General features: G+C 71.3%; 13 protein-coding genes. 5 read left to right on the forward strand and 8 right to left on the reverse strand.

The window, feature by feature from the left end:
- Positions 1-133: 133 nt before the first annotated feature.
- From AB0B86_RS31845 to AB0B86_RS31875, 7 genes are all read right to left on the reverse strand, one after another.
- A complete protein-coding gene (locus AB0B86_RS31845) occupies positions 134-1,792 on the reverse strand; it encodes a trypsin-like peptidase domain-containing protein (RefSeq protein ID WP_357420394.1) in 1,659 nt (552 codons plus the stop codon).
- 62 nt (positions 1,793-1,854) lie between these two features.
- Complete coding sequence (locus AB0B86_RS31850; protein ID WP_357411147.1) at positions 1,855-3,405, reverse strand: HAMP domain-containing sensor histidine kinase; 1,551 nt, start codon at positions 3,403-3,405, stop codon at positions 1,855-1,857.
- Positions 3,402-4,103 carry a response regulator transcription factor gene (locus AB0B86_RS31855; RefSeq protein WP_355033347.1) on the reverse strand — a complete coding sequence of 234 codons (702 nt, stop codon included), beginning with the start codon at positions 4,101-4,103 and terminating at the stop codon, positions 3,402-3,404. Before AB0B86_RS31855 ends, AB0B86_RS31850 begins: the two co-directional genes overlap by 4 nt.
- An 85-nt stretch (positions 4,104-4,188) precedes the next feature.
- Positions 4,189-4,794, reverse strand: a complete 606-nt coding sequence (locus AB0B86_RS31860; RefSeq protein WP_357420396.1) for a PadR family transcriptional regulator — start codon at positions 4,792-4,794, stop codon at positions 4,189-4,191.
- Positions 4,791-5,615, reverse strand: a complete 825-nt coding sequence (locus tag AB0B86_RS31865) for a DUF4097 family beta strand repeat-containing protein (RefSeq protein WP_357420399.1) — start codon at positions 5,613-5,615, stop codon at positions 4,791-4,793. The genes AB0B86_RS31860 and AB0B86_RS31865 overlap by 4 nt, the downstream gene beginning before the upstream one ends.
- 380 nt (positions 5,616-5,995) lie before the next feature.
- Positions 5,996-6,958 carry a lysophospholipid acyltransferase family protein gene (locus AB0B86_RS31870; protein WP_357411153.1) on the reverse strand — a complete coding sequence of 321 codons (963 nt, stop codon included), beginning with the start codon at positions 6,956-6,958 and terminating at the stop codon, positions 5,996-5,998.
- The gene (locus tag AB0B86_RS31875) at positions 6,955-7,725 is read right to left on the reverse strand and encodes a GNAT family N-acyltransferase (protein ID WP_357420401.1); all 771 of its coding nucleotides are present in this window, start codon (positions 7,723-7,725) and stop codon (positions 6,955-6,957) included. The genes AB0B86_RS31870 and AB0B86_RS31875 overlap by 4 nt, the downstream gene beginning before the upstream one ends.
- A gap of 149 nt (positions 7,726-7,874) precedes the next feature.
- Between AB0B86_RS31875 and AB0B86_RS31880 the strand changes: the two genes are divergently transcribed.
- From AB0B86_RS31880 to AB0B86_RS31900, 5 genes are all read left to right on the forward strand, one after another.
- Positions 7,875-8,522, forward strand: coding sequence for a hypothetical protein (locus AB0B86_RS31880; RefSeq protein ID WP_357411157.1), 648 nt, complete (start codon positions 7,875-7,877; stop codon positions 8,520-8,522).
- Positions 8,523-8,665: 143 nt separating this feature from the next.
- Positions 8,666-9,601, forward strand: a complete 936-nt coding sequence (locus AB0B86_RS31885) for an ATP-binding cassette domain-containing protein (RefSeq protein WP_357420403.1) — start codon at positions 8,666-8,668, stop codon at positions 9,599-9,601.
- Positions 9,598-10,410, forward strand: coding sequence for an ABC transporter permease (locus AB0B86_RS31890; protein ID WP_357411161.1), 813 nt, complete (start codon positions 9,598-9,600; stop codon positions 10,408-10,410). The genes AB0B86_RS31885 and AB0B86_RS31890 overlap by 4 nt, the downstream gene beginning before the upstream one ends.
- A 276-nt stretch (positions 10,411-10,686) precedes the next feature.
- The gene (locus AB0B86_RS31895) at positions 10,687-14,448 is read left to right on the forward strand and encodes a multifunctional oxoglutarate decarboxylase/oxoglutarate dehydrogenase thiamine pyrophosphate-binding subunit/dihydrolipoyllysine-residue succinyltransferase subunit (protein ID WP_357420405.1); all 3,762 of its coding nucleotides are present in this window, start codon (positions 10,687-10,689) and stop codon (positions 14,446-14,448) included.
- 109 nt (positions 14,449-14,557) lie between these two features.
- Positions 14,558-14,737 carry a DUF6104 family protein gene (locus AB0B86_RS31900; protein WP_030336704.1) on the forward strand — a complete coding sequence of 60 codons (180 nt, stop codon included), beginning with the start codon at positions 14,558-14,560 and terminating at the stop codon, positions 14,735-14,737.
- A 29-nt stretch (positions 14,738-14,766) separates the two neighbouring features.
- Here AB0B86_RS31900 and AB0B86_RS31905 read toward each other — a convergent pair whose 3' ends face one another.
- Positions 14,767-16,932: a glycosyltransferase gene (locus AB0B86_RS31905; RefSeq protein ID WP_357420407.1), complete on the reverse strand. Its 2,166-nt coding sequence runs from the start codon at positions 16,930-16,932 to the stop codon at positions 14,767-14,769.
- Positions 16,933-17,197 lie beyond the last annotated feature (265 nt).

Genomic DNA, 17,197 nt, shown 5'->3' on the forward strand with positions numbered 1-17,197 from the left:
GGCACACGGGTGACGGCGGTTCACCCGATCCGGGTGAACCGCCGTCCTAGGCGAAAAGCGCGGCGGGTGACGGAGCCGACCCCCTCGGCCCCGCCACCCGCCGCCGGAGGAGGGAAGCAGGTTCAGTTGTCGGTCAGGACGTCTCGGCGAGCGTCACGGTCACCGACTTCTCGGCGCCGTTGCGCTTGAAGTGCACCTCGACCCGGTCGCCGACCTTGCCGGCCTGCACCGCGCCGACCAGGTCGTCCGAGTCGTTCACCAGCTTGTCGCCGAACCGGGTGACGACGTCGCCGCGCTGGAGGCCGGCCTTCTCGGCCGGGCTGCCCGGGGTGATCGACGCGACAAGCGCGCCGCCGCCCTCGGCCTGGTTGACGCCCACGCCGAGCGACGGGTGGCTGACCTTCTCGCCGCGCTGGAGCTTGCCCGCGACGTCCTTTGCCTTGTTGCTGGGGATGGCGAAGCCGACACCGATGTTGCCGGTGCTCTGCCCGGAGGTCGCGATGGCGGTGTTGACGCCGATCACCTCACCCCGGGTGTTGACAAGCGCGCCGCCGGAGTTGCCCGGGTTGATCGGCGCGTCGGTCTGGAGCAGGCCGGAGATCGAGCTGATGGGCTGGCTCTGCTGGGTCGGGTCCTGCTGTTGGCCGTCGCCGGCCCGGATGGTGCGGTCCCGGGCGCTGAGGATGCCGGCGGTCACCGACCCCTGGAGGCCGAGCGGGCTGCCCAGAGCGAGCACCTGGTCGCCGACCTGCATGGCGTCGCTGTCGCCGAACTTGGCCGGCTTGAGGTTGGCGACCCCGTCGGCCTTGACCACGGCCAGGTCGGTCTTCGGGTCGGTGCCAATGATCTTCGCCGGTGCCTTCGTGCCGTCGGCGAAGACCACCTCGACGCTGTCACCGTTTGCCGAGGCGACCACGTGGTTGTTGCTCAGGACGTAGCCGTCGGCGGTGAGCACCACCCCGGAGCCCTCGCCGCTGCCGGTGGTGATGGAGACGACGCTGTCCTGCACGGAAGCGGCGATCTTCGGCAGGTCGGCGCTGTTGAGCACCGGGGCTGCGGTGTAGGTGCGGGTGACGCCGCCGCTGTCGCCGTCCAGGGCGAGGGCGAGCGCCCCGCCGGCCACGCCGGAGCCGAGCATCAGCGCGAACACCGCGACGCCGGCACCGGCGAACTTGGCGATCCGGCTGGGCCGGGGACCGCTACCGGGCGGCGCGACCTGCGGACCCCACGGCGGGACCGGCTGGCCCGGGTGCTGCCCGGGGTGCTGGGTGTGCTGGCCGGGGTGCTGCGGGTGCTGGGCGTGCTGCCCGGGGTGCTGGGCGTGCTGCTGCTGCGGGTACGCCATGCCCGGCTGGCCCCCGCCGGCCCAGCCGGACTGCTGACCCGCGTACCAGGGGTGCCCGCCGGCGTGCGGCTGCGGGTAGCCGGGCTGGCCGGGCGCGGGGTAACCGGACTGGCCGGGGGCCGGGTAGCCGGAGACCGGGTACGGCGGCGCGGAGGGGGTGGCGGCCGGCGGCTCGTACCCGGTCGGCTGCGTACCGAAGGCGGCGGGTGCGGCCTCGGTGGCCTGCGTGTCACCACTGGCCTGCGCGGCACTGGTCGGCTGCGCGTCGCCGGTGGCCCGCAGGTCACTTGTGGGCTGCGCGTCACCGGTCGCCGGCACGACCTGGACGGGAGTGGTCGGGGAGTCGGACTGCGCGCGCTCGTCGCGTGGCAGCTCGGCGGTGGGGTGCGACGGCTCGGCGTCGGTGGGGGCCGGCCGGCGCTGCGGGTCGGACTCGTACTCGGTCATGGCACTACCTTCTCCCTCGGCACTGCAATCAACCTGGAACCGTCCTGGAAGTTAGCTGAAAGTCACTCTGCGACGTCGTCGACCGGTGCGACAAGCGGCAGCCGGACCCGGAAGGTGGCCCCTCCGCCGGGTGTCTCGGCCACCTCGACAGTGCCGTCGTGCGCGGCGACAAGGGCCGCCACGATCGCCAGGCCGAGGCCGGTGCCGGTGTTGCCGTCGGCCCGCCGGGTGCGCGCCGCGTCCGCCCGGTAGAACCGCTCGAAGACCCGTTCGGCCTGCTCCGGGGAGAGGCCCGGGCCGGTGTCGGCCACCTCGATGACGGCGTGGCCGCCCGGCTCGGCCCGCAACCGCACCCGGATCTCGGCGTCCGGCGGGGTGTGGGTGAGCGCGTTGGTGACCAGGTTGCCGATCACCTGACGCAGCCGCGCGTCGTCGGCGGAGACGACGAGCGGGCCCGATCCGGGAACGATCTCCAACTCGATCCGGCGGTCCGGGGCGATCACCCGAGCGGCCTGCACCGCGTCGGACGCGAGCACCGGCAACTCCACCGGGGTCAGTGCGAGTGGCCGTTCCCGGTCCAACCGGGCGAGCAGCAGCAGATCCTCCACCAGCAGCCCCATCCGGGCCGCCTCGTCCTCGATGCGACGCAGCAGGCCGGCGGTCTGCTCCGGCTCCCGGGCCGCGCCCTGCCGGTACAGCTCGGCGAAACCGCGGATGGTGGTCAGCGGGGTCCGTAGTTCGTGCGAGGCGTCCGCGACGAACCGCCGCATCCGTTCCTCGGAGCGGATGGCCCGCGCCTCGGACGCCTGAGCGGCGTAGGCGGCGTCCCGGGCGGAGCTCTCCGCCGAACGCGCCGACATCTCCGAGGCGGCTCTGGCGGTGAACGCCGCCTCGATCTGGGTGAGCATCGCGTTCAGCGCACGCGAGAGCCGGCCCAGCTCCGAGGTGGGCTCGGCCTGACCCTCCTCCGGGTCGGGCACGCGCCGGGTCAGGTCGCCGCCGGCGATGGCGGCGGCGGTCCGTTCGATCTCCACGAGCGGTTTGAGGCTGGTCCGGACGATCGCCGCGCCCACCGAGGCCAGCATGATCAACACCGAGCCACCGACCAGCAGGTCGATCCAGACCAGGCGCTTCACCGCCTGGTCGACGTCGGTGAGGTGCTGACCGATGGCCGCGAGCTGACCGTTTGGCAGCTCGATGTAGCGCATTCGCCAGCGCACCTTGCCGTCCCGGGCCGGGACGTTGAAGGGTTTACCCTCCAACTTCTCGAAACCGGCGGCGTCCGGCGGCCACGGTGGTAGGTCGTCCGGGACGAATCGCTTGTCGTCGTAGATCACGATCCGGGGCTGGTTCGGGCTGATGATGACCACCAGATAGTCGGTCGGCACCCCCAGAGTGCCCTGCTGGGGGGTGACGACAGCGTTCTCGATGGTGCGCGCGTAACCAGTCAGCTCGCTGTCGACCTGGGTGACCAGGTAGCTGCGCAGAAAAACGGTGGTGAGCGAACTGATCACCAGCAGCGCGGCGGCGACGAGCAGCAGCACCGCGGTCACCAGCTTGACCCGCAGCGGTACGCCCCGCAGCCGTCCCTTCGCCTGCTGGACCGTGTTCACGCCGCCGGCTTGCGCAGCACGTACCCGACGCCACGCAGCGTGTGGATCAACCGGGGTTGGGTGGTGTCGACCTTGCGCCGCAGGTACGAGATGTACGACTCGACGATGTTGTCGTCACCACGGAAGTCGTAGTTCCAGACGTGGTCGAGGATCTGCGCCTTGGACAGCACCCGGTTGGCGTTGAGCATCAGGTAGCGCAGCAGCTTGAACTCGGTGGGCGAGAGCTGCACCCGCTGCCCGGCCCGGTGCACCTCGTGGGTCTCCTCGTCCAACTCCAGGTCGGCGAAGGTGAGCCGGGAGGGCGCCTGCCCGCCGGTCGTGGTGCGGCGCAGCACGGCCCGGATCCGGGCGGTCAACTCCTCCAGGCTGAACGGCTTGGTGACGTAGTCGTCACCACCCAGGGTCAGCCCACGGATCTTGTCGTCGGTGGCGTCCCGAGCGGTCAGGAAGACCACCGGGGTGCGGGTGCCACCCTCGCGCAGCATCCGGATGACCTCGAAGCCGTCCAGGTCCGGCAGCATCACGTCGAGCACGACGAGGTCGGGCCGGTGGTCCTTGGCGGCGTTGAGGGCCGCGCTGCCGCTTGTCGCGGTGGCCACGTCGAAGCCCGCGAAGCGCAGGCTCGCGGAGAGCAGTTCGAGGATGTTGGGGTCGTCCTCGACGACGAGAAGTCGCGCCTCGGTCTGGGTAGCGGGCATGGGCCCATCATCGGTGACCTCACTGCACCGGCGCTGGACGCTTCCTGGAAAAACCCTGTGAGTCGTCGCAGTTCGACGACGCCGCTCAGCGCAGCAGGCGGCGCAACCCGTCCAGGGCGCCGTCGAGCAGCCGGATCGCGGTGCGCAACTGGCTGTCGCTGAACTGCCGGGCGCGCGTCAACCGGCTCACCTCGGCGCTGAACGCGTGCAGGCGTCTGTCGAGTTCGTCGAGCAGCTCAGCCTGCGGCCCGCCGGTCGACGCCGGCCGGGGTGGCGCCGCGTCCCACCGGGTGCGCCGGGTCTGCCGGGTGGCCTCGCTCAGCTCCCGCTTGAGGTCGCGCACCGAGCCTCGTACCTCGTTGCGGATGTCGCCGGCCAGGGTGGAGAGATCCGCCACCGAGGCCGCGATGTCCGCCTCCAGTGCCACCAGCTCACCGGCCCGCTGGTGCAGCTCCGCCCGGCCGGCGTCGGTGATCTCGTACGTCTTGCGGCCCCCGGCGGCGGTGTGGCTGACCAGACCCTCGACCTCCAACCGTTGCAGGCGGGGGTAGATGGTGCCGGCGCTGGGCGCGTAGAGCCCGAGGAACCGGTCCTCCAGCAGACGGATCAGCTCGTAGCCGTGCTTGGGGCCGTCGTCGAGCAGCTTGAGCAGGTAGAGCCGGAGCCGCCCGTGGCTGAACACGGAGGTCACGGCAGCTCCTCCCCCTCATTGTCGACAGCTCGGGCGAGCAGGGCGATGCTCCCCGAGGTCGCGGAAGCCCAGAGCTTACCGTTGCCGGCGCCGATCACTCCCGCACAGTTGGACTGCGGGAACGTCGAGGCACGCACCTGCGGGAAGCCACTGGTGATCCGCCCGGCGGCGGTCTGCAGCTGGACGGCGAGGTCGCTGTCCTCGCGGACCCGGACGGTGATGCGGCCCGAGATCGTGGTCAGCTGGATCTCGCTGTGCCGGGGGTTGTCCAGGTCGCAGGTGATGGCGCCGGAGACGGTCTGCGCCCGTACCCGGTCGGCGGCACTGTCGGCGAGGATCACCTCCCCGGAGACCGTCTGCAGGGTGAGGTCCCCGCGGACGCCGAGCGCCTCCAGCGGGCCGGAGGTGATGTGCGCGTCGGTGTTGCCGCGCAGCCCCATCAGGGTGATCTGGCCGGCGGTGACGTTGACCCGGGTCTGCCGGCGCAGGCCGGAGGCGACCACCGAGCCGGCAACCAGGCCCAGGTCGGCGAGGACGTCGGCGGGCACGGCGACGGAGACGTCAACCCGTGGATACCTGTGGAACATCCGGAACCACCGCAGGACGTCCGACCAGCCCCGGCCGCGCTCCTGACGGATGGTGAGCCGGCCGTCGGCATGGTCGATCAGGACCGGCCGGCGACCCACCTGGGCGACGTCGATCCGGGCCGGGCCGTCGGCGGCGACCACGTTGAGCCGCCCACTGACCAGGCGGACGTCCAGTCGGGTGACCGGCCCGTCCACGGTGAGTCGCTGCGGGCTCTCGACAGTCCATCCGGCCATGGCGTCCCCCTCTCGACAGCGCGCGGATCCGCGCCTGACAGGGAGCACAGTAACGCGATACATCGCGACACGACAAGACAGGTCGCGAGTTGACCGTGCCCACCTCGCCACGACCCGCGTTGCGATCCCGCCCGCCCGCTCGCTCGCCGCCCGCCGCCCGCCACCCGCCACCCGCCACCCGCCACCCGCCAAGATCGTGCTCGATCGTGGCACCAGTGGCATCCCACGTCGGCGAGGCCACTACTTCCTGGATCGAGCACGATCGTGGCGTCGTGCACGATCGTGCACGATCGTGGCGGGTGCGGGCGATCGAGCACGATCGTGGCGGGTGCGGGCGATCGAGCACGATCGTGGCGGGTGCGGGCGTGGGGGCGCCGTCCTCAGGCCGCCAGATCCAACTCGCCGCCGTCGGCCGGCGGCGGCGCCGCCGGGGTCGCCGTGGGCACCCCGGGGATCGCTGGGGTCGCCGTGGGCACCGGATGTAGCCGGGGCCGCGTCGCCGCACCCGCCGCCGGCACCAGGTGTACTGCCGACTCGGCGGCCCGGGCCAGCAACCGCCGATCGGCGGTACGGGCCGGATGCAGGGCGGCGGCGACCGTCACCGACACCACCAGCTCCCGTGCCGTTACCACCCGGAGCACCGATCGCAGCAACGTGTCAGCGCCGAGGAAGGCGGCGGCCGTGGTGGTCGTACCGGTGGCCGCGCAGGCGTAGCCGAGCCGCAGCGGCACCACCGGGCTGCCCGTGTCGATGGCCGCCTGGAAGGTCGCCGGCCGGAAACCGCCGCCCGGACGGCAGTCGGCGGCACCGGCACCGGCGCACCAGGTCGTCCCCTCCGGAAAGACCGCCACCGACCGGCCGGCGCGCAGCGTGTCGGCGACCCGGCCGACCATGGCCGGCAGCGCCCGCGGCCGCGCCCGGTCCACGAAGACGGTCCCCGCCGCGGCGGCGAGCAGGCCGAACACCGGCCAGGAGCGGATCTCCCGCTTCGCCACCATCCGGGTGGGCGCGACGGCAAGCACCGCGAGGATGTCCAGCCACGAAACATGGTTGGCGACAAGCAGCGCCCGCCGCCGGGGCAGCCGACCCCGGATCACCAGCCGGACCCCGAAGGCCCGTGCGGTGAACCGGGCCCAACCGCGCACCGCCGCCTGCCGTTCCCGCACCGGCAGCACGGGCAGCAGCAGCACCAGGCCGACGCCGGCCAGCAGCATGCCGGCCACGGCAGCCAACCGCAGCACCCGACGAGGCACCGACACGGTGGGCACCGCTCCGTACGGCGGCAGACAGTCGTCGTCGCAACCCGACGACGGCCGCCACAGGTCGTGCGACCCGGCGGTCACCGGTGCGCCTCGCCCAGGAAGTGCCGCAGGTAACGCGGGTTCATCCGGTCCAGGCTGAAGAGCACGTAGAAGTCCGCGCAGCCGAAGTCGCTGTCGTACGACGGCTCGCCGCAGATCCACGCGCCCAGCCGCAGGTAGCCACGCAGCAGCGGCGGTACCGCGACGCGACCGGCCGGCTCGGCGGTCACCGATCCGGCGGCCGACTCGGTGAACCAGGGCCGCAGCGGGCGGACCCGCAGCGGCGGCGGCGCCAGGTGCCGGTCCCGGGCCTGGGTCCACACCTCGGCGACAGTCCGCCCACCGTCGGCCACCGGCACCGACGCGCAGCCGCCGAGCCAACGGGAGCCCCGCAGGTGCAGGTATCTGACGATGCCCGCCCACATCAGGTTGATCACCGAGCCGGAGCGGTGGTCGGGGTGCACACAGGACCGGCCCGCCTCGACCAGGTCGTCGCGGAGCGGATCGAGCGCCCCGAGGTCGAACTCGTTCTCGGCGTACCGCCTGGTGGTGCGACCCGGCGGCAGCAGCCGGTACGTGCCGACCACCTGGCCGGTGCTGTCCTCGCGGACGATCAGGTGGTCGCAGTGCGCGTCGAAGGGATCCACATCCAGCCCGGCCGCACCGGGGAGGAGGGTGGCGCCTAGCTCGGTGGCGAACACCTCGTGGCGCAGGCGTTGCGCGGCCGCGACCTGGATGGGGTCGTCGGCGATCAGCAGGGTGTATCCGCTGGTCGTCAGGGGTGCGCCAGCGGCATGCAGAACGGCCATGGGATCTGTGTAAGGGCTCGGGTTGCCATTCACGGGGACCACCGGTGTCGGCAGGATGAACGCCGGCCGGCAGATGCGTCCCAGCGGTGGTCGTGCGAGGCTGCGCGACGAACCGGCGACGACGCCGGCAAGCCCACCGGAGGTCGACGATGCGGATCGAGTCCCGCTACAACGGGCCGCCCGGCTCCGGCAACGGCGGCTGGAGCGCGGGCGTGTTCGCCGCCGAGGCCGGTGGCCCGGGTGCGGTCGAGGTGACGCTGCGCCGGCCGCCACCACTTGACACCGAACTGAGCCTCACCGACGGCGAGGTCCGGGACCCCGCCGGCGAACTGGTGGCCGAGGTGCGCCCGAGCAGCGCGGTCGAGGCCGTCGTACCCCCTGTCGACCTGGCCACCGCGGTCGCCGCGGCGGCCCGTTACCCCGGCCTGGTCGAGCATCCGTTCCCCGGTTGTTACGTCTGCGGACCGCAGCGGGCCGACGGGCTGCGGATCTTTCCCGGCCAGCTGCCGGATGGCCGGACCGCCGCGCCGTTCCGGGTGCCCGAGCAGGTCAGCTCGGCCACGATCTGGGCGGCGTTGGACTGCCCCGGCGGGTGGACGGTGCTCGCGCCGGGCCGCCCGTACCTGTTGGGTCGGATCGCCGCAGTGGTCACCGCGCTGCCGGCTCCGGGCGACGACTGCGTGGTGACCGGGGCGTTGCTCGGTGTCGATGGGCGCAAGGCGCTCGTGCACACCAGCCTGTACGGCCCGGACGGCACCCTGCTCGGCGCGGCCCGGGCCACCTGGATCGCCCGCTGAGCCCCGGTCCGTCGTCCGCAGGGCGGAGGCGTCTCCACCCTGCGGCGGAGGCGAACATACGGACCGCGCCTGATTGACCTTGTTGCTCCGGGCCGTCACGCTGTGCCACGGCGTACCTCGACGCCGCACACGGGAGGAGAACGATGACTGACGGGCAGCGAAGCCCCACCAGCGACGGTCAGATCGTGGTGTCCGGTCTGACGAAGCAGTACAAGAACGTGCGGGCGGTGAACAACCTGTCCTTCACCGTGGCGCCGGGGCGGGTGACCGGCTTCCTCGGCCCGAACGGTGCTGGCAAGACCACCACGCTGCGCATGCTGCTGAACCTGGTCACTCCGACCGCGGGTACGACCACCATCAGCGGCCACCGGTACACCGACCTCACGGACCCGCTGCGGCACGTCGGCGCGGTGTTGGAAGCGTCGAGCGCGCACAAGGGCCGCACCGGCATCAACCACCTGCGGGTCATCTGCGCGGCGGCCGGGTTGCCCCGGGAGCGGGCGGACGAGGCACTGGCCATGGTCGGGTTGACCCCGGCGGCGACGCGCAAGTTCAAGGGCTACTCCCTGGGCATGAAGCAGCGGCTGGGCATCGCCGCCGCGATGCTCGGCGACCCCCGGGTGCTGATCCTCGACGAGCCCGCCAACGGGCTCGACCCGGAGGGCATCAGGTGGATGCGTGGGTTCCTCAAGAACCTCGCCCACCAGGGCCGCACCGTGCTGGTCTCCAGCCACCTGCTGTCGGAGATGCAGCTGCTCGCCGACGACGTGGTGATCATCGCGGCCGGGCAGCTGGTCCGGCAGGGTCCTGTCGACCAGGTTCTCGGCTCGATGGCGCAGAGCTCCCGGATCCGGGTCCGCACCCCGCAGGCCGAGGCGCTGATCGCGGCGCTGAAGGCGCAGTCGGCGACAGTCGACACCGACGAGCACGGCGTGCTGCTGGTCGGCGGGGTGGACGCCCCGACGGTCGGCCGCGCCGCCCTGGCCGCCGGCGTCGAGCTGCACGAACTGACCACCGAACGACCCGATCTGGAACGGGTCTTCCTGGAGCTGACGGCCGGAAAGGCGGGCATCCGATGAACCTGGTCCGAGCCGAACTGCTCAAGATCCGTACCACCAGCACCTGGTGGTGGCTGGCCCTCGGCGCGTTCCTGTCGATCGCCCTGGCCTTCGCGTTCAACGCCTGGTACGCCGTCACCGTCCTGGGCGGCGATGGCGGAGATTTCGGCGCCAGCCCGGAGCAGGCCACACCGGCCGCGCAGGCGGCCAACATCTACACCTCGGGCCAGTACCTCGGGCTGATGTTCGTGATGCTCATCGGCATCCTGATGGTCACCAACGAGTTCTTCCACCAGACCGCGACCACGACGTTCCTGACCACGCCGCGGCGCACCTCGGTCATCGTCGGCAAGCTCATCGCCGCCAGCCTGCTCGGCTTCATGTTCTGGCTGGTGACCACGCTCATCGACGTGGCCGCCGGCACGATCTTCCTGTCGCTCAACGACTACGGCAGCCAGCTCGGCGAGTGGCCGGTGCAGCGAGCACTGCTGTTCAACCTGCTCGCGTACGCCATCTGGACGATCCTCGGGGTCGGCATCGGCACGTTGATCACCAACCAGCTCGGTGCGGTGATCACGGCGGCGGTGCTCTACCTGGTCGGCACCCAGGTGGTGGGCCTGCTGTTCCTGCTGCTGTCGAACGTCCTCGACAGCCAGGCGGTGCTCAAGTGGCAGGTGATCTGGCCGGCGGTGGCGTCCCAGGTCATGATCACCGAAGGCCAGACGGAGTTCACCCCGGCCTGGTGGGTCGGCGCCCTGGTGCTGATCGGCTACGCGCTGGTCAGCGGGGTCGTCGGTGTCCTGATCACCCGGCGGCGCGACATCGCCTGACGGCGGTCCCGACCCCGGGGACGGCGGCGAGCAGCCGGCCGCTCCGGGGTCGGCGCCGACCCCGGCGGGTGACCATGCGTTACCAGTCCCGCACTTGCCGCGCAGCAGTTGCTGAACTTCTGGCATCTTCTGTGAAACCGGCCACGGGACCGAGGCTGAAATGCCTGCGGGATCGGTACGGCGTAGCCTTGGAGCCGTCCCGTCCGCGCCCAGAATCGGGCACGGAGGGACACAGGGCGTGCCACACAACCCGCGTGAAAGAGGCGATTACCGGCCGTGTCGACCCAGCAGACTTCGCAGGAGAACCCACTGGCGGGTTTCGGCCCGAATGAGTGGATCGTCGAGGAGATGTACCAGCGCTACCTCGCCGACCCAACGAGCGTCGATTCGGCCTGGCACGACTTCTTCGCCGACTACCGGCCGGCGCCAGGGGCGGCCACCCCCCGCAAGGCCGAGTCGTCGGAGCAGCCGGCCGCCGCGCCGGAGCCGGACGGGCAGCCGGAGGCGGCCGCCGCGGTCAGCCAGCCGGCCGCCACCGCGCAGCCGGCCGCCACCGGCAAGCCGGCCGCCGCGTCCTCGGCACCGGCCAAGGCCGCGCCGTCGAAGGCCACCCCGGCGAAGGCGGCGCCGGAGAAGGCGGCACCGGCCAAGCCGGCCGCCAAGGCCGCCGCCCCCGCCGCCGACGGTCCGCAGACCACGCCGTTGCGCGGCGTCGCGGCGAAGATCGTCCAGAACATGGACGCCTCGCTGAGCGTGCCCACCGCGACGAGTGTGCGCGCCGTCCCGGCCAAGCTGCTCGTCGACAACCGCATCGTGATCAACAACCACCTCGCCCGGGGGCGTGGTGGCAAGGTCAGCTTCACCCACCTGGTCGGCTACGCGCTGGTGCGTGCGCTGGTCCAGCACCCCGAGATGAACAACTCCTTCACCGAGGCCAACGGCAAGCCGGCGGTGGTCCGCCCGGCGCACGTCAACCTCGGCATCGCCATCGACCTGGCCAAGCCGGACGGCAGCCGCAACCTGGTGGTCCCCTCCATCAAGGGTTGCGAGCAGATGGACTTCCGGCAGTTCTGGCAGGCGTACGAGGACGTGGTCCGGCGGGCGCGGCGCAACGAGCTGACCATGGAGGACTACTCCGGCACCACGATCTCGCTCACCAACCCGGGCGGCATCGGCACCGTGCACTCGATGCCGCGGCTGATGCAGGGGCAGAGCGCGATTATCGGCGTTGGCGCGATGGAATACCCGGCGCCCTACCAGGGGATGTCCGAGACCACCCTGGCCGAACTGGCGGTCAGCAAGATCATCACGCTGACCAGCACGTACGACCACCGGATCATCCAGGGCGCGCAGTCCGGCGAGTTCCTCAAGGTGATGCACGAGCTGATCCTCGGCGAGCACGCGTTCTACGACGAGATCTTCACCTCGCTGCGCATCCCGTACGAGCCGGTGCGCTGGATGCGCGACGTGGCGGTCAACTCCGAGGGTCAGATCAACAAGACCGCCCGGGTGCACGAGCTGATCCACGCGTACCGGGTGCGCGGGCACCTGATGGCCGACACCGACCCGCTGGAATTCAAGATCCGCAAGCACCCTGACCTGGACGTCCTCCAGCACGGGCTCACCCTGTGGGACCTGGACCGCGAGTTCCCGGTCAACGGCTTCGCCGGCCGGCAGCGGATGAAGCTGCGCTCGATCCTCGGCGTGCTGCGCGACTCGTACTGCCGCCGCGTCGGCATCGAGTACATGCACATCCAGGACCCGGAGGAGCGGCGCTGGGTGCAGGAGCGGATCGAGCGCAAGTACGAGAAGCCGGCCGCCGACGAGCAGAAGCACGTGCTCAACCGACTCAACGCCGCCGAGGCGTTCGAGACCTTCCTGCAGACCAAGTACGTCGGCCAGAAGCGCTTCTCGCTCGAGGGCGGCGAGTCGCTGATCCCGTTGCTCGGCGAGATCCTGGAGTCCTCCGCCGAGAACGGGCTGGACGAGGTCGTCATCGGCATGGCGCACCGGGGTCGGCTCAACGTGCTGGCCAACATCGTCGGCAAGCCGTACGAGAAGATCTTCTCGGAGTTCGAGGGTCACCTGGACCCGCGCTCGACCCAGGGCTCCGGCGACGTGAAGTACCACCTGGGGCAGAACGGCAAGTTCACCACCCCCGACGGCGCGCACTCGGTGAAGGTGTCGGTGGTGGCCAACCCGTCGCACCTGGAGGCCGTCGACCCGGTGCTGGAAGGCATCGTCCGGGCCAAGCAGGACCGGATCGACCTCAAGCTGGAGGGCTACACCGTGCTGCCGCTGGCGGTGCACGGTGACGCCGCGTTCGCCGGGCAGGGTGTGGTCGCCGAGACGCTCAACCTGTCGCAGCTGCGCGGCTACCGCACCGGCGGCACCGTGCACGTGGTGGTCAACAACCAGGTCGGCTTCACCACCGCCCCGGAGTACAGCCGGTCCAGCCTCTACAGCACCGATGTGGCCCGGATGATCCAGGCGCCGATCTTCCACGTCAACGGCGACGACCCGGAGGCCGTGGTCCGGGTGGCCCGGCTGGCCTTCGAGTACCGGCAGACGTTCAACAAGGACGTCGTGATCGACATGGTCTGCTACCGGCGGCGCGGGCACAACGAGGGCGACGACCCCTCGATGTCCAACCCGCAGATGTACAAGATCATTGATTCGAAGCGCTCGGTGCGCAAGCTGTACACCGAGGAGCTGATCGGTCGCGGTGACATCACCGTGGAGGACGCCGAAGAGCTGCTGCGCGACTACCAGGCGCAGCTGGAGAAGGTCTTCAAGGCCACCCGGGACGCCGCCTCGGCACCCCGCCAGCTCAACCGGCCGCGCCGCGAGGAGGAGCCGGAGCCGCAGGTCGACACCGCCACCGACGCGTCAGTGGTGAAGGCGATCGGCGAGGCGCACATCAACCTCCCGGAGGGCTTCACCCCGCACAAGCGGATCCAGCAACTGCTGGACCGGCGGGCCAAGATGTCCGTCGAGGGCAACATCGACTGGGGCTTCGGCGAGATCATCGCGCTCGGGGCGCTGCTGCACGACGGGGTCACCGTCCGGCTGGCCGGGCAGGACTCGCGGCGCGGCACGTTCGTCCAGCGGCACGCCTCGGTGGTCGACTCCCGCACCGGCGACGACTACCTGCCGCTGAAGTCACTCACCGGTGACGGCGAGCGCTCCCGGTTCTTCGTGCACGACTCGCTGCTCAGCGAGTACGCGGCGATGGGCTTCGAGTACGGCTACTCGGTGGAGAACATCAACGCCCTGGTCGCCTGGGAGGCCCAGTTCGGCGACTTCGTCAACGGCGCCCAGTCGGTGATCGACGAGTTCATCTCGTCCGGCGAGGTGAAGTGGGGTCAGCGCTCCGCGGTCACCCTGCTGCTGCCGCACGGCCACGAGGGCCAGGGGCCGGACCACACCTCCGGTCGGCCGGAGCGGTTCCTGCAGATGTGCGCCGAGGACAACATGCGGGTGTCCATCCCGACCACCCCGGCGAACTACTTCCACCTGCTGCGCCGCCAGGCCCTGTCGCCCAAGCGCAAGCCACTCGTGGTGTTCACGCCGAAGTCGCTGCTGCGGCACAAGCTCTGCGTCTCCTCGGTGGAGGACTTCACCACCGGCACCTTCCAGCCGGTGCTGCGCGACACGGCGGCCCCGGCCCCGGAGGCGGTGAAGCGGGTGCTGCTCTGCTCCGGCAAGGTCTACTACGACCTGTTCCAGGCCCGGCAGGAGCGCGGCGTCACCGACACCGCGATCCTCCGGATCGAGCAGCTGTACCCGCTGCCGGTCGAGGAGATCCGGGCCGCCCTCGCGCAGTTCCCGAACGCGGAGGACTTCGCCTGGGTGCAGGAGGAGCCGGCCAACCAGGGCGCCTGGTCGTTCGTCGCGCTCAACCTGCTGGAGCACCTGACCGACGTCCGGCTGCGGCGGATCTCCCGCCCGGCCGCGGCCGCCCCGGCGGTCGGCTCGGCGAAGACCCACGAGGTCGAGCAGAACGCGCTGATCGAGGCGGCTCTCCCCCGCCCGTGACCTGACCGCACCGCGTGAGCCGGGGCAGGGCCGTTTCCACGGTCCTGCCCCGGCTCGCGTCGGTCCATCCGCCCGGCCACACGCCGGGCCGAGCACGAGGACGTACGCGATGTACTTCACCGACCGTGGCATCGAGGAGCTGGTCGAGCGCCGGGGCGACGAGCAGGTGACCCTGGAGTGGCTGGGCGAGCGCCTGCGCGACTTCGTCGACCTGAACCCCGAGTTCGAGACGCCGATCGAGCGTTTCGCCACCTGGCTGGCCCGCCTGGACGACCCCGACGAGGACTGAACAACACCGCCGGTGGGTCGCAGTCTGGCTCAGCCGGTGCGGGAGACTGCCGGTTCCAGGCCGGTGCGGCGCAGTTTCTGCCAGCCCAGCCGGCCACCGGTCAGCGCGGTGACCACCGCCTGGATCATCACCAGGTACATCAACTGCCGGTAGACGAACTGCTGGAGCGGCAACACCCACAGCACGCCCAGCTTCTCCCGGTCCAACCGGAACGCCACGATCGCGGTGACCATCTGCACGCCGAGCATGACCAGCCAGGCCACCGCCGTGGCGGTCCGGTCGAGGAAGAAGAGGCCGTACACGGCCAGCAGGTCGATCACCGGCGCGAGCAGCGGCAGCAGCACCCCGAAGAGGCTGAGGAAGAACAGGCAACGTCTGGTGAAACGGCCCGACGCACCCCTGTCGAACACCGACCGGCGGTGCTTCCACATCGCCTGCATGGTGCCGTAGCTCCACCGGTAGCGCTGTTTCCAGAGCTGCCCGAGGCTCGTCGGCGCCTCGGTCCAGGCGCGGGCCGTCTCCTCGTAGACCACCTTCCAGCCGGCCCGGCCGAGGGCCATGGTGATGTCGGTGTCCTCGGCGAGTGTGTCGTCGGTCATCCCACCGGCGTAGCGCAGAGCCTGCCGCCGGAAGCCGCCGATCGCCCCGGGCACCGTCGACATGCAGCGGAGCGTCTCGTAGAGACGGCGGTCCAGGTTGAAGCCGATGACGTACTCGATGTGCTGCCACTTGGCGATCAGACTGCGCCGATTGCCGACCTTCACGTTGCCGGCGACAGCGCCCACCTGCGGGTCGGCGAAGGGTTGCACGAGCCTGCGGACGGCGTCGGGTTCCAGGACGGTGTCCCCGTCGACCATGACGATCAGGTCGTGGCGGGCCAGCGCGACGCCCGTGTTCAACGCGCTGGGCTTGCCGCCGTTGGGCTTGCGGACCACCCGGACGTTGGGGAGGCCGAGCGCGTCGACGATGTCCGCCGTCCCGTCGGTGGAGCCGTCGTCGACGACCACCACCTCGATCCCGCCGGGATGGTCGCCGCCGGCCAGGGAACGGACCGCGGCGGCGATGCCCTCCTTCTCGTTGTACGCGGGGACGATCACCGACACCGGCGCGGTGACGGGCGGCCCCCACGTCCAGCCCTTGGCCCGACGGCGGCGGGCGTGCCGCCCGGCGAGCAGGAACAGCACTGCGGTACGCCCCACCGTGAGCACGCCGACGAGTACGAAGAGGATCCCGAACACGCTCAGCACGTGGTCGGCGCCCCGGACCGCCCAGACCAGCATTCGGCCGCGCCAGCGGTCCCCTGAGGTGGCGGCCACGCCGGATTCCACCCGGTGCTCGACCCCTGCGGCGGAGAAGGCCAGGTTCAGTCCCTCGGTCGCGGTGACGAAGCGGTATCCCCGTTGCTTCATCATCGGGATGAACCGGTCGAGCGCGGCGACAGTCTGTGCGCGGTCCCCGCCGGCGTCGTGCCAGAGGGTGATCGCGCCCGAGGCACCGGCCGGGGTCGCGTTCTCGATGATCCTGTCAACGCCGGGCAGCGCCCAGTCCTGACTGTCGGTGTCGTTGAGCACCGTCAGGTAGCCCCGGTCGCCGGCAGCGGTCAGCACCGGCCAGTCCTCGTTGTCGATCGCGTCGGCGTGCGAGGAGTAGGGAAACCGGACCAGCGAGGTCCGCACACCTGTGACGGCGGCCAGGGCGAGCTGCGTCTGGGCGTACTCCAGGTCCCGCCGCCAGCCGGGCAGCTCGGTGAGGTCGGGGTGGGTGAACGTGTGCACACCGAGTTCGTGGCCACCGCCCACCAGCCTGCGGGCCAGGTCCGGATGCCGGGAGACCTGCGAACCCAGCACGAAGAAGGTGCCCTTGACCTGGTGGGCGTCGAGCACGCGCAGCACCTCGGGGGTCCAGACCGGGTTCGGTCCGTCGTCGAAGGTGAGCGCGATCGTCCGCTCCGGCAGCCGGTAGGAGCGGACCTGCTCGCTGTTGGCACTGATGATCGGTCCCCCGGTCACCACCGAGGTGGGGACCTCGCGTTGCCCGCGGTTGCTGCGCTGGTGGTCGGGGGTGAAGGACGCGTTGGTGTACGCGTTGACGAGCAGCACGCTGGCCAGCACCGCCAGCACCATGCCGAACAGGATCCAGCGTGGTGGTGGTACGGCGCGGCGTCGGCGGACTGCCGTGGTCGTCGGCTCAGCCATCGGCGGGTAGGTCATCGGGCTCGACGAGCGTCTCCTCGGGCGAGGGCGGCGGGTCCTGGGTCGACGGTGGGTCGGCGGGTGTCGGGGCCGCCGGGACTGTCGGCGTGGGCGTGGGGGCGGGCGGGGCTGGCGTTCCGGCCGGGCGGCCGCTCGGCGAGCGGGTGGCGCTCGGCGAGCAGCGGGCCTTCGACGTGCTCGCCGAGGGACGTACCACGATCACCATCGCCCACCGGCTGTCCACGGTGCGTCACGCCGACCAGATCGC

This window comes from Micromonospora sp. NPDC049047, assembly GCF_040649135.1.
Taxonomy (GTDB): domain Bacteria; phylum Actinomycetota; class Actinomycetes; order Mycobacteriales; family Micromonosporaceae; genus Micromonospora.

Coding starts and splice junctions, on each gene's coding strand:
- AB0B86_RS31880 (WP_357411157.1), top strand. CDS start 7,875: ATGCGGATCGAGTCCCGCTACAACGGGCCGCCCGGCTCCGGCAACGGC.
- AB0B86_RS31900 (WP_030336704.1), top strand. CDS start 14,558: ATGTACTTCACCGACCGTGGCATCGAGGAGCTGGTCGAGCGCCGGGGC.
- AB0B86_RS31875 (WP_357420401.1), bottom strand. CDS start 7,725: ATGGCCGTTCTGCATGCCGCTGGCGCACCCCTGACGACCAGCGGATAC.
- AB0B86_RS31865 (WP_357420399.1), bottom strand. CDS start 5,615: ATGGCCGGATGGACTGTCGAGAGCCCGCAGCGACTCACCGTGGACGGG.
- AB0B86_RS31885 (WP_357420403.1), top strand. CDS start 8,666: ATGACTGACGGGCAGCGAAGCCCCACCAGCGACGGTCAGATCGTGGTG.
- AB0B86_RS31855 (WP_355033347.1), bottom strand. CDS start 4,103: ATGCCCGCTACCCAGACCGAGGCGCGACTTCTCGTCGTCGAGGACGAC.
- AB0B86_RS31845 (WP_357420394.1), bottom strand. CDS start 1,792: ATGACCGAGTACGAGTCCGACCCGCAGCGCCGGCCGGCCCCCACCGAC.
- AB0B86_RS31890 (WP_357411161.1), top strand. CDS start 9,598: ATGAACCTGGTCCGAGCCGAACTGCTCAAGATCCGTACCACCAGCACC.
- AB0B86_RS31905 (WP_357420407.1), bottom strand. CDS start 16,932: ATGGCTGAGCCGACGACCACGGCAGTCCGCCGACGCCGCGCCGTACCA.